Origin of the sequence: Sphingomonas immobilis (genome assembly GCF_030580995.1) — a bacterium.
Lineage (GTDB): Bacteria > Pseudomonadota > Alphaproteobacteria > Sphingomonadales > Sphingomonadaceae > Sphingomonas > Sphingomonas immobilis.
In genome coordinates, this window is record NZ_JAUQSZ010000008.1 from 98,546 (window position 1) to 110,888 (window position 12,343).

Below are 12,343 nucleotides of genomic sequence, written 5' to 3' on the forward strand. Positions count from 1 at the left end.
CGTGCGCTCACCGCAAGCCCAACCCGCGCGCGATGATCCCGCGCAGGATCTCGCGCGTACCGCCGCGCAGCGAGAACGCGGGCACGCTGGCGACGGTATAGGCCAGCAGCTTGCCGAATTCGCGCGTGGCGGGGGCGTTGGGGGCAACCGCGATCAACTGGCGGGCGATATCGGGGATTTCCTGCTCGAACAGCGCACCGAGATCCTTGACGATCGTCGCGTGAAGGCCGGCGTCCTGCTTGTTCTCCAGCATCGCCGCGACCCCGCGCGACATCCGCCGCAGCGTCATCAGATGCGCCACCAGCCGACCGACCGCCGCCTCGGCCGCATCGCCGGGCGTAGTGCCGAGCAGCCGCGTCATCTCGACCAGCAGCGCCATCGACGACAGGAACCGCTCGGGCCCGCTGCGTTCGTAGGCGAGTTCGCTCATCACCTGTTCCCAGCCGTTGCCCTCCGCACCGATCAGCGCGTCGGCAGGAACGAAGGCGTCGTCGAACACCACTTCGTTGAAATGCCGCTCTCCGGCGAGATCGGTGATCGGGCGGATATCGATCCCCGGCAGGCTGAGATCGACGAGAATCTGACTGGTGCCCTTGTGGCGATCTGCCGGCGTGCCGCTGGTGCGGCAGAACAGCAGCATGAACTGCGCATTGTGAGCGTTGGTGGTCCACAATTTGGTGCCGTTGATGCGGAAGCCGCCCTCGACCGGCTCCGCGCGGGTGCGCACCGCCGCCAGATCGGATCCGACGTCGGGCTCGCTCATGCCGATGCACGTGTACGTCTCGCCCGCGGCCATGCCGGGCAGATAGCGCTGCTTCTGCGCCTCCGTGCCGTAGCGGAGCAGCAGGGGGCCGCTCTGCCGGTCGGCGATCCAGTGCGCCGCGACGGGCGCGCCGCTGGCCAGCGTTTCCTCGACGACGACATAGCGCTCGGCATTCGACCGCGCGTGGCCGCCATATTGCGTCGGCCAGGTCATGCCGATCCAGCCGCGCGCGCCCAGCTTGCGGCTGAAGGCGGCGTCGAAGCCGTTCCAGGATTTGGCGCGCACCAGCGGCGGCACCCCGGCGAGCTCCTCCGCCAGAAAAGCGCGCACCTCGGTGCGGAGCTGCTCCGCCGCTTCCGAAAACGGCGCGGCCGGATAGGAAAGATCGGCGCTCATGCCGCCTGCTCCAGAACCGTCGGGGCGGTGATGAAGGGCCAGAAGCCATCGCCCGGCGCCGCCAGTGCGGCCTTCCCCAGGCGGCGCTGCCACACGGTTTCGCTGCCGAACTCGTCGCGCCAGCTCCACAGCGCCTTCGTGAAGAGATGCAGGCGGTGTTCTTCGGTGAAGCCGATCGCGCCGTGGACCTGATGCGCGATCGACGCGGCGATACCGGCCGCCTCCCCCACGCGGGCCTTCGCGACCGCGACGCCGAGCAGGGATGTATCGCCATCCCAGGCATCGGCCGCCAGCTCCGCCGCGGCGTTGGCGGCGGCGCATTGATCCGCCACGACCGCGAGCTGTTGCTGGATCGCCTGCAATTTGGCGATCGGCTTGCCGAACTGGATGCGCTCGCCGGCATATTGCACGGTCAATGCCAGCACCGTCTGCAACGCGCCCGCCATTTCCAGCGCCCGCATCAATGCGCCTGCGGCCTCGACGGCATCCGCATCGAACCTGGCCGGTCTCGGTGCAACCTGGTCGGCGGGGAGACGTGCGTCGATTTCGAGATCGTCGCGCGCAAGGCCGTTGCCGGCCTCGCCGGGCGTCACGGCTAGGTCGCCGACGCGGGCCGCGATGATGTGGCCGCCGCCCAACAAGGTGATCGTGCCAGCGTGGCGCGCCCAGGGCACGCCGCTCGCCCGGCCGGAAACGCGCCATCCGTCGCCTTCGCGAACGACGTGGGCATCCTCGAGCTCGGCGAACGTCGCAATCCGGTCGGCGGGCGGCAACCCGGCCGCCGCAAGCATTGCGTTGGCGAGCATCGTCTCGCCGAGCGGCACGGGCGAGCCGAACCCGCCGCCGATGCGGATCAGCCGCAGCGCATCCGCCTCGGCCAGCCCGAACCCGCCGGCCTCTTCAGGCATCAGCGCGAACGGCAGGCCGATTTCGGCGACCGCGTCCCAAACGGATTCCGGCAATTCGCCGCGCCGCGCGGCGCGCGCAGCATCGTCACCGGCTTTCTGTTCGAAAAGGCGCGTCGCGGTTTCCGTCAGGATTTCCAGGACGTCATTCATCATCGGCTCTTTCAAGCGACCGGGGCATCGCCGCCGCGCTCACTTCGGCGGCATCCGCATCGCGCCATCAATGCGGACGGTTTCGCCGTTTATCATCCCGTTTTCGAGCATGTGAGCGGCGAGTTTGCCGAATTCGGCGGGGCGGCCGAGGCGGGGCGGGAACGGAATCTTCGCGCCGAGCGATGCCTTGATCTCGTCGCCGAGGCGATCGAGGATCGGCGTGTCGAACACGCCCGGCGCGATCGAATTGACGCGGATACCGCGCGCGGCGAGATCGCGGGCCGCGACCAGCGTCATGCCGACGATCCCGGCCTTGGACGATGCATAGGGAATCTGCCCGATCTGGCCCTCGTACGCGGCGACCGACGCCGTCAGCACGATCGCGCCGCGTTCGCCGTCGACGGGTTCGTTGCGCGCCATTCGCGCCGCCGCCAGGCGCAGCACGTTGAAGCTCCCGATCAGGTTCAGCCGCACGATCGCCTCATAGGTTTCGAGCGATCCCGGCGCGCCGTCACGGTCGAGCACCCGCAGCGTCGCGCCGCGCCCCGCGCAATGCACCATGCCGCGCAGCTCGCCCAATTGCTGCGCGATATCGAGCGCAGCATCGAACTGGCCGCTGTCGGTGATATCGGCGGCGGCGAAGCGCGCATTGTCGCCGAGATCGGCCGCGACCTGTTCGCCATTCGACGACGGCAGATCGACCAGTACCACCTTGCCACCGCCCGCGACGATGCGCTCGGCAGTCGCGAGGCCGAGGCCGCCCGCGCCGCCCGTCACGACCGTGACGTTGCCCTGCAATTCCATCGCTTACTCTCCCGCGCCGTAAAGCGCGCGCGCGGCCTCTGCGCGTCGCGGCAGATGATAGTCAGGGAACGGCGTCGGATCGGGCTCGATGCCCTTCAGCAACTCGCGTGCGACGGTGATCTCGTGGACTTCGGTCGGCCCATCGGCGAGCCCGAGATAATAGGATTCGATAACCCACTGCGCGAACGGCATCTCGGTCGAAAGGCCGAGCGAGCCGTGCAGGTGCAGCGCGCGCCCGGCGATGTCGTGCATCACCTGCGGCATGGTGAATTTCACCGCGGCGATATCCTTGCGGACCTTGAAGTAATCGCCGTGCTTGTCGATCTTCCACGCCGTCTGCAGCACGAGCAGCCGGAACTGTTCGAGCTGCACCCAGGATTGCGCGATTTTCTCCTGCACGAGCTGCTTCTGCGAGAGCAGGCTGCCCTTGGTCGTGCGCGATACGGCGCGGCGCTTCATATATTCGAGCGCTTTGCGCGCCTTGGCGATGGTGCGCATCGCGTGGTGGATGCGCCCGCCGCCAAGCCGCGTCTGCGCCACCACGAAACCCTGCCCGGGCGCGCCGAGCATGTGATCGAGCGGCACGCGCACGTCGGTGTAGCGGACATAGCCATGCGTCGGATGCGAATTACCGTAACCGACGTCGCGCAGCACCTCGAGCCCCGGCGTCCCGCCCGGCACGATCAGCGTCGAGATGCTCTCGTGCGGCTTCGCATCGAATTCGCTCTTGGCCATGACGATGAAGAAATCGGCGGTGCTGGCATTGGTCGAGAACCATTTCTCGCCGTTGATGACCCAGTGATCGCCGTCACGCACCGCCGTCGTGTCGATCAACAGCGGATCGGCCCCGCCCTGCGGCTCGGTCATCGAGAAGCAGGAAACGATCTCACCATCGAGCAGCGGCTGGAGATAGCGCGCCTTCTGGTCGGGCGTGCCGAAGCGGGCGAGGATCTCGGCATTGCCGCTATCGGGTGCCTGATTGCCGAACACGATCGGCCCGAATTTGGCGGCACCGATCAGCTCGTTCATCAGCGCGAGCTTGACCTGGCCGTAGCCCGCCCCGCCCAGCTCCGGGCCGAGATGGCAGGCCCACAGCCCGCGCTTGCGAACCTCGTCCTGCAACGGGCGCACCAGCCGGATATTCTCCCGGTTCTTCACGTCGAAGGGATTGGCCAGCAGGAAATCGAGCGGCGCAACCTTCTGCTCGACGAACGCCTCGATCCAGTCGAGCTCCTGCTGGAAATCGGGATCGGTTTCGAAACTCCACGTCATCGGAGACAGTCCTTTTTCAAAATCATGCGCGGTCCAGCGTGGCGGCGGCGCGGGCGACGAGGCCCTTGGCGGAGGCGTGCAGCCGCGCCCCGACCGCCGGGTCGGCATGACCGGCGCAGGCGCGCGCGTGTGTACCTTCGAGGATGATGCCGAACTTGTAGCAGGCGAGCGCCTCGAACCAGGGCAGCGCCGCCATCGAACGGCCGGTGATCGCGGCGTAGCGTTCGATCAGCGCCTCGACCGGCGGGAAGGCGTCCCACGGTTCGACCTTGAGGCTCAGCAACCCCTCGTTGCGCGCGTTGGGCCACACCGTCACCAGCCGCGCGAGATCGAGCAGCGGATCGCCCAATGCCGCCAATTCCCAATCGAGGATCGCGGCGAGCCCGCCGGTGTCGCGGCGGAACAGCACGTTGGCGATATGATAGTCGCCATGCATCAGGCCGGCGTGACGATCCTCGGGCAGATTGGCCCGCAACCAGTCGCCGATCGCCGTAACGGGCCCGAGCGCTTCCGGCCCCGGCCAGCCCGCAAGATCGGCATAGCCCGCCAGTTGTGAGGCCCAGCGATCGACCTGCCGCTCGACGAAGCCATCGGTGGACCCGAGTGTCGCGATCGCGCCGCGATCGACCGGCACGCTCGCTAAAGCGGCGAGCCCTTCGGCAAGCGCGATCCCCATGCCGTAGCGGAACGCGGGATCGCTGCCGGCGCGCTCCGGCATCTCGCTGGTCGCGTTGAAACCATCGACCTCATCGGTGACGAGGAAAGTGCCGCCGAGGATTTCCGCGTCCTCGCACAGCCCGCGCAGGCGCGGGTGCGGCAGGTCCGTCTCCGCGAGCGCCGCAAGCACGATCGCCTCGCGGCGGATGGTCTTTTCGCTCGATGCGCGGTCGGGCGGCGGGCGGCGCAGAACGAGGTTCCGGTCGCCGGCGGTGAAGCGCAGGATCAGGTTCTGCGTGCCCCCGACCAGCGCGCGCACGTCGCGCACCGGCCCGTCGGCGATCCCGGCGTCGTTGAGCCAGGCCGCGAGACGCGCGCTATCCAGATCCTGGGACCGTCCGGCCACCAGCGACGCCGTCACTCGGGATCGCCGCCATACGGCGACCAGTTGGGCTTGCGCTTTTCGAGAAAGGCGGTGGCGCCTTCCTTCATGTCGTCTCCGAAGAAGAACGGCAGGTTGAAGAATTGCGCGGCATCGAGCGCCTGCGAGGCCGGCATGTCGGAGAGCAAAGTGAAGGCGCGGCGGCCGAGCGCGACGGCAGTCGGCGCGACCTTCTCGAAGCGGCGCGCATAATCGCCGACGATGCGCCACATATCGTCGCGGTCGGTCGCAACCTTGTTGACGAAGCCGAGGCGGTGGCCCTCCGCCGCGTCGATCGGGTCGCCGGTCAGCATCATCTCGAGCAGGATTTTGCGCGGGATGGCGCGGGCGAGATGCGCGACGATGATCATCGGAAACAGCCCGACCTTCACCTCGGGCACCGCGAATTTCGCGCCATCGACCGCGACGATGATGTCGCACATCCCCGCCAGCCCCATGCCGCCTGCGGAAGCGGGGCCGTTGACCGCCGCGATCACCGGCTTGTCGGCGGCGAGCATCAGCTTGTGCGCCTCGACGATGGCGGACGGCCAGGACCATGCCTCGACCGGGCTCATCTCACCGAAGGCCGCCATCTGCTTGAGGTCGCCGCCCGCGCAAAAGGCGTCGCCCGCGCCGCTGATCACCACCGATCGTACCGCCGGATCGGCGAAATGCGAGCGCAGGCCCGCCAGCACGCCTGCCGACGAATTCTTGTCGAGCGGATTGCGCGCGTCCGGGCGATTGAGGATGATCCGCCCGAGGCTGCCCTCGCGATCGACGATGATGTGCGGCTCGCTCACGGCTCAGTCGTGCCCGACGAGAAGCGCATCGACGGTGCGCACGCCCTTGCCGTCCTCCAGCACCAGCACCGGGTTGAGATCGCCCTCGGCGAGCCAGCCGCCTTCGCGCGCGATGAAGGTCGAGAAATCGACGACGGTCTGCGCGAAGGCATCGACATCGCCGCGCGCCGCCCCCCGGAAGCCGTCGAGCAGCGCGTAGCCGCGCAGGCTGGTGATCATCGTCTTCGCGGTGTCGAGATCGACAGGCGCAGGGCGGATCGCGACGTCCTTGAGCAATTCGGTGAAGATGCCGCCGGTGCCGACGACCACGAACGGCCCGAGCTGCGGATCGCATTTGCAGCCGAGGATCATTTCGATGCCGTCCTTGATCTGCTCCTGCACGAGCACGCCGTCGGCGGTGCCGTCCTTCAGATAGGCGGCGGCATTCGCCATGATCGTATCGAACGCCGTACCGACCGCATCGGCGTCGGCGAGGTTGAGGATCACGCCGCCAGCCTCGGTCTTGTGCGCGATGCGCTCGCTGACGACCTTCAGGACGACCGGGAAGCCCATGTCGGTCGCGGCGGAGATCGCCGCGTCGCGGCTCGCCGCGAACGCTTCTCCGGCGAGACGGATACCGGCGTCGGTCAGCATCCGCTTGGTATCGGCATCGGGCACGACACCCGCATAGCTGGCGGTGCCCGGTGCGACGACGGCAGGTGCCGCGCGGTCTTTCCGGTCCGACTGGAATGCCGACCAGCGAGCCAGCTTGGCGCAGGCACCGTAGAGGTCGTTGAGATTGTCGTACACCGGCACGCCGTGCGCCAGGTATGCGTCGGCTTCCTCGCCGGTGATCTCGCCGTCCATCGCGTAGATGGCGAGCGGCTTGGCCTGGGGCAGCTTCGAATGTTCGCCGAGCAAACCCGCCGCGACGATGCTGGCGCGCGCCGTCAGATGCTTGCGCGCGAAGACGATGGTACCGATGTCCGGCTCACCGCTGAAGCCTTCGTAGACCTGCAGCGCGAGGCCTGGGTTGACCGCGATCTCGCCGGTCAGGTCGCAGGGGTTGAAGCCTTTTCCAAACTGGAGCGCGGCGGTCAGCCGTTCTTCGGTCGCGTCGCTGATCGCGGGCACCGGCACGCCGGCTTCCGCCGCCTTGTCGGCCAGCGTCCCCGCCTGCCCGCCCGACACGGACATGATGCCGACCCCGGCGGTGTGCGGCGCGCCCTGCGTCAGGAACATCTTGGCGACCGCGACCAGTTCGCTCAATTCGCTGACGCGGATCACACCGCGCGCCGCGAACATCGCGTCGTAGAGCGCATCTGCCCCCGCCAGCGCGCCGGTGTGGGCGGCGGCGCGCTTGGCGCCTTCCTCGGAGCGGCCGACCTTGATCAGCACGATCGGTTTGCCGAGTTCGGCGGCGAGTTCCGCCACCTTCAGGAAGTCGGCCGGCTTGCGGATCGATTCGACGAACGACAGGATGATCTTGATGTTGGGATCCTGCACCATCACCGACATGTAATCGGCAAGGCCGAGATCGACCTCGTTGCCGCCGCTGACGACCATGCGGCACCCGATGCCGTGCTGCTTGAGGCGGATCATCAGCGAACTGGAGGTGGCCCCGCTCTGCGTGACGAGGCCGACCGGGCCCGGCGCCATCGCGTCGGCATAGAGCGGCTGGATCGACCCGATCGCGCCGGAGGTGAGGTTGGCGAAACCATCGGTATTCGGCCCGACGACGCGCATCCCGGCGGCGCGCGCATTCGCGACCATCTCGGCCTGGATCGCCTCGCCCTCGGGGCCCATCTCGCCGAGCCCCTGCGTCGGCAGCACGACCGCCTTGACGCCCGCCGCCGCACAGGCCGCGACCGCCTCGGGCGTACGCTCGGCATTGAGGACGACGACCGCGACATCGACCGGCTGACCGATCGCGCCGATCGAGGGGAAGCATTTCAACCCCTCGAGTTCCTGCTGCGTCGGGTTGACCGGATAGACCGCCCCCGCGAACCCCTTGGTGACGGCGAGGTGCAGCGGCCACCAGCTCAGCGCGCCGGGCCGCGACGATGCGCCGACGACGGCGATCGATTTCGGGTTGAACAGCCGGTCGACGTCCGGCTCGGAACCGAGAATATTACGCATTGCGGACTTTCTGTGCGTGGCGATCCATGAGCTTCCAGCCGAGCGCGTCGTCGGCGATCAGGATGCGCTGAAGATTGGCAGATCCTTCCCCGGTCTGCCAAAGCTTGGCGAAGTTGAGGTAGATCGAGATCGGGAGTTCGTCGGAAAAAGCATAGCCGCCGAAGATCTCGGCCGTCGCCTGCGCCGCGCGGTTGCAGACCTCGCCGACGTAATATTTGGCGATCGAGCTTTCGCGTGTGGCGATGTCGCCCGCATCGTACATCCGCGCCGCCTTGTAGACGAGTTCGGTCGCCGCGGCGACTTCGACGACCATGTCGGCGAGCTGGTGCTTGATCATCTGGAACGAACCGATCTTCTCCCCGAAGGCGGTGCGCAGATCGGCATATTCGAGCGACGCATCGAGACAGGCGCGCGTCAGGCCGAGCGACCGCGCGGCGACGGTCAGGCGGCCGAAATCCATCGCCGTCATCGCCACCTTGAAGCCCTCGCCTTCAGCGCCGAGCATGCAGGACGCCGGCACGCGCATGTCGGTGAAGGTCAGTCCGTTGGTCGGCATGAGATTGCCGAGTACGCGGCATTTCACGCGGCTGGCGGCGAAGCCCGGCGTGTCGGTCGGCACGAGGAAAGCGGAGACGCCCTTGTGCTTCGCTTTCGGATCGGTCTTGCAATAGATGATCGCCACGTCCGCCACATTGGCGTTGGTGATCCACATCTTGGTGCCGTTGATGATATAGTCGTCACCGTCGCGCACCGCCACCGTGCGCATCGCGCCGAGGAAATCGGTGCCGCCGTCGGGCTCGCTCATGCCGTTACAACCGAGGATTTCGGCCGAGATCAGCTTCGCCACGTATTTTTCGATCTGCTCCGGCGTACCCCAGTTGCGGATCGTGAGCGGCACGGTCGCCGCCTGGAGGTTCATGCCCGCCGACAGCGGCGGATAGGCATAGGCCAGTTCCTCCGACACGATCGCCAGCGCCTCGAAACCCATGCCCGAGCCGCCCATGTTCTCCGGGATCATCGTGCCATAAGCGCCAAGCTCACCGAGCTGACGATAGATTTCGCGCGGGAATTCCCCGGCCAGCTCCAGGTCGCGAATGCGCGGGCGGATCTCGTTCTTGCCGAAATCGCGCATCACGTCGCGCAGCGCCTCCAGCTCCTCGCGCGAGGCCGAGGTGGCGAGCGGCGTCATGTCATTCATCGCCCAGCTCCATGCGGAGCAGCCAGGTATACATCACCTTTCCGAGATGATCGGAGCGCAGCGACAGCGTACCGCCGCCATCGAGCGCGCCGCGGCACACGAAGTTGAGCGCACGGATGTTGGGCAGCTCGTACCGCGTCACGGTGCCCTTGATCATGTCGCCGAAATGCGCCTTCACACGCTCCGCGGTGACCTTTTCCAGGAGCACGTCCCAGGCTTCCGGGCTGCGTGCGATCACGCCCATGTTGCACACGTCGCCCTTGTCGCCGGAACGGCCGTGCGCCAGATCCCATACGCGCGTCATGCCGCGACCTCCTCGGGTTGCAGGACTTCGGTGATGGCCACCTTCTGCGTGACGAATTCACGCGGGATCAGGCAGGGCCAGATGCCGAACAATTCCTTGATCGGCGGCCGTGTGCCAATGCCCGACGCGCCGGCCGGGCCGTTGTTGTAAAGGGGCACGCTCTCGGTGAAGACCTTCCGCGCATCCTCCGCCGTGGGGCAGCGGGCGGCGAAGCGGACTACGATCTCATCAAGTTCGGTTTCATCCTCGCCCGGGTTGGCGACCAGTTCGGGGCCCCACATCGAGTTGCGGCCGATATATTCGACGCGCGTTTCCGACGCCTTGAAATCGACCTGTTTCAAGCGCTCGGCGAGGAATTCGAGGCCCGCCTTGGCCTTCTTCACCGCATCGGGCCAGGTGTAGGTGAACTGCGCCTCGCCGACGAAGCCCGCGCGGTAGCCCATGTTGACCTTCAGCGTCGCCGGTGCCGGCTTGCCCGTGACATTGCTGATCTTGACCTGATCGGGCGCGATCTGGTCGAGCTTGATCTGGCTGACGTCGGCGACGGAATCGGCGGTCAGATAATTGGCCGGGTCCATCACTTCGTAGACGAGCTGTTCGGACACGGTGCCGACCGTCACGCCGCCGCCGGTCTGCGGCGTCTTGGACAGGATCGCCTCGCCGTTCTCGAACACCGTCGTGACGGGATAGCCGAGCGACGGCAGGTTGCGCATCTCGTCCCAGCCGCCCGAATAGAGGCCGCCGGTCGCCTGCCCGCCGCATTCCACGCAGTGCGCGATGCCGGTGCCCGCGCCGAGCAGCTCCCAGTCCTCGGCACCCCAGCCCAGCTCGTAGCGCATCGGCCCGAGGTACACGGCGGCATCGGTGACGCGCCCGCAGATGACGATGTCCGCGCCATTCTCCAGCGCCTCGACGATGCCCTCGCAGCCGGTGTAGACGTTGGCCTGCGTCACGCGGTCGCGGATTTCCGCGAGCGGCTGGCCGGTGTCGGTGTTCTCCAGCGCGACGCCCTGCGCCAGCACGTCGTCGATCCGGTCCATGATGTCGTCGCCCGTCACGCAGGCGACCTTCATCCCGTAGAGGCCGAATTCCTGGCACAGCTTGACGACTTCGCGCGCGCAGGATTCGGGATTGGCCCCGCCGGCGTTGGAAATGATCTTGATGCCGCGTTCATGGCATTTGCGCAGGACGCCGCGCAGGAACGGAATGATATCGGTGGTATAGCCGAGATCGGGCCGCTTGCTCTTCTGCTTGTTGAGGATCGACATCGTCAGTTCGGCGAGGTGATCGCAGCACAGATACTGGATATCGGCACGTTCGACCATCTCGATGGCCGGCCGGATGGAATCGCCCCAGAAAGCGAGTCCGGTGCCGAGCTTGACGCTCTTCATCGCGTTGCTCCGTTCATGGAAAACAGGTGGAAAGTCATGCGGCGGCGGGGGCGGCCGGTTTCGACGCGGCCTCCGCCTTTTCGAGCAGCGGCAGCACCTTGGTGCCGAACAGCTCGACCTGCTTCATCGCCTCGGCATGGGGCAGGCCCAGCCACTGCGGCTTGAAAACGAAGCAATCCATGCCGAGCGAGGTGCGGATGCCGTCGAGCTGTTCCGCGACATCTTCCGGCGCGCCGAGGATGAAGCGCGCGTCGATATCCTCGTCCGCCTCGCTGCCGAAACCGGCATTGTCGGCATCGAGGCGATTGCCCAGGCCCCATTTGAGATAGATTTCGTAGCGCGCGGCGCTGCGCTGCTTGGCGAGTTCGCGGGCCTCGGCGCGCGAACCGGCGATGATCAGCTCACGCCGCACCGGGAAGCCGTTGTCGGGCAGGCCGTGCTTGGCGCGTTCCTCCAGGAACACCTCGCGCAGGCGCGCGAGGCCTTCGTGCGTCGGGAACGGCGGGGCGTACCAGGCATCGGCCATGCGCGCGGCGCGGCGGATCGCCTTTTCGCCCTGCCCGCCGATCCAGATCGGCGGACGCGGGCGGCGCACCGGCTGGACCGCCGCCGCATCGCCATCGACCTTGAACAGGTCGCCGTCGAACTTGATATGCTCCTTGCCCGACCAGAGCTCCTTGATGAGCTCGAGCCCTTCTTCGAAACGCTTGATCCGCGTCTCGCGCGGGATGCCGGCGGCGCGGAACTCGGCCTCGGCATAGCCCAGCCCGATGCCGAGGATCGCCTTGCCGTCGGTGCAGGCATCGAGCGTGCAGATCTGTTCGGCGAGCTCGACCGGATTCACCAGCGACATCAATACGATGCCGGTCGCGACCTCCATCTTCGGCGCGAAGCGCGACATATAGGTCAGGTACGGGACCGGCTGGTAATAGCGCAGCTCTGCACCGAGGAAGTGCTGCCCCGCGACCATGAGGCGAAAGCCGAGCTGTTCCGAGAGTTCGACCATCTCGCGATGCTGGGCAAGCTGGACTTTTGGTTCGTCGTGCCGGCCCCAGACAGCCGTCAGCAAAACACCGAATTTCACGCCCGGCCCTCCTCTCATCGTTTATCTAGAATAACTATACGCATTGTTTTGTCGCGGGCAACCGATTCCGCGTTGGA

At 67.0% G+C, this 12,343-nt stretch carries 11 protein-coding genes; all 11 read right to left on the minus strand.

Annotated features, from left to right (window positions below):
* Positions 1 to 7: 7 nt before the first annotated feature.
* The 11 genes from Q5H94_RS12565 to Q5H94_RS12615 are packed head-to-tail and all read right to left on the minus strand — an operon-like array spanning position 8 to position 12,266.
* Positions 8 to 1,159: an acyl-CoA dehydrogenase family protein gene (locus tag Q5H94_RS12565; protein WP_304561618.1), complete on the minus strand. Its 1,152-nt coding sequence runs from the start codon at positions 1,157 to 1,159 to the stop codon at positions 8 to 10.
* Entirely contained in the window at positions 1,156 to 2,217 is a 1,062-nt protein-coding gene (locus tag Q5H94_RS12570) for an acyl-CoA dehydrogenase family protein (protein ID WP_304561619.1), read from the minus strand. The genes Q5H94_RS12565 and Q5H94_RS12570 overlap by 4 nt, the downstream gene beginning before the upstream one ends.
* A 39-nt stretch (positions 2,218 to 2,256) precedes the next feature.
* On the minus strand, positions 2,257 to 3,021 hold the full coding sequence (locus tag Q5H94_RS12575) for an SDR family NAD(P)-dependent oxidoreductase (RefSeq protein WP_304561620.1): 765 nt from the start codon (positions 3,019 to 3,021) through the stop codon (positions 2,257 to 2,259).
* A gap of 3 nt (positions 3,022 to 3,024) precedes the next feature.
* Positions 3,025 to 4,293, minus strand: a complete 1,269-nt coding sequence (locus Q5H94_RS12580; RefSeq protein ID WP_304561621.1) for an acyl-CoA dehydrogenase family protein — start codon at positions 4,291 to 4,293, stop codon at positions 3,025 to 3,027.
* A 22-nt stretch (positions 4,294 to 4,315) separates the two neighbouring features.
* Positions 4,316 to 5,356: a phosphotransferase family protein gene (locus tag Q5H94_RS12585; RefSeq protein WP_304561622.1), complete on the minus strand. Its 1,041-nt coding sequence runs from the start codon at positions 5,354 to 5,356 to the stop codon at positions 4,316 to 4,318.
* Positions 5,357 to 5,367: 11 nt separating this feature from the next.
* A complete protein-coding gene (locus Q5H94_RS12590; RefSeq protein ID WP_304561623.1) occupies positions 5,368 to 6,171 on the minus strand; it encodes an enoyl-CoA hydratase/isomerase family protein in 804 nt (267 codons plus the stop codon).
* A 3-nt stretch (positions 6,172 to 6,174) separates the two neighbouring features.
* On the minus strand, positions 6,175 to 8,289 hold the full coding sequence (locus Q5H94_RS12595) for an acetate--CoA ligase family protein (RefSeq protein WP_304561624.1): 2,115 nt from the start codon (positions 8,287 to 8,289) through the stop codon (positions 6,175 to 6,177).
* Positions 8,282 to 9,487, minus strand: a complete 1,206-nt coding sequence (locus tag Q5H94_RS12600; RefSeq protein ID WP_304561625.1) for an acyl-CoA dehydrogenase family protein — start codon at positions 9,485 to 9,487, stop codon at positions 8,282 to 8,284. Before Q5H94_RS12600 ends, Q5H94_RS12595 begins: the two co-directional genes overlap by 8 nt.
* Complete coding sequence (locus tag Q5H94_RS12605) at positions 9,480 to 9,791, minus strand: AtuA-related protein (protein WP_304561626.1); 312 nt, start codon at positions 9,789 to 9,791, stop codon at positions 9,480 to 9,482. The genes Q5H94_RS12600 and Q5H94_RS12605 overlap by 8 nt, the downstream gene beginning before the upstream one ends.
* A complete protein-coding gene (locus Q5H94_RS12610; protein WP_304561627.1) occupies positions 9,788 to 11,182 on the minus strand; it encodes an acyclic terpene utilization AtuA family protein in 1,395 nt (464 codons plus the stop codon). The genes Q5H94_RS12605 and Q5H94_RS12610 overlap by 4 nt, the downstream gene beginning before the upstream one ends.
* Before the next feature lie 34 nt (positions 11,183 to 11,216).
* Positions 11,217 to 12,266: an LLM class flavin-dependent oxidoreductase gene (locus tag Q5H94_RS12615; protein WP_304561628.1), complete on the minus strand. Its 1,050-nt coding sequence runs from the start codon at positions 12,264 to 12,266 to the stop codon at positions 11,217 to 11,219.
* Positions 12,267 to 12,343: the final 77 nt, after the last annotated feature.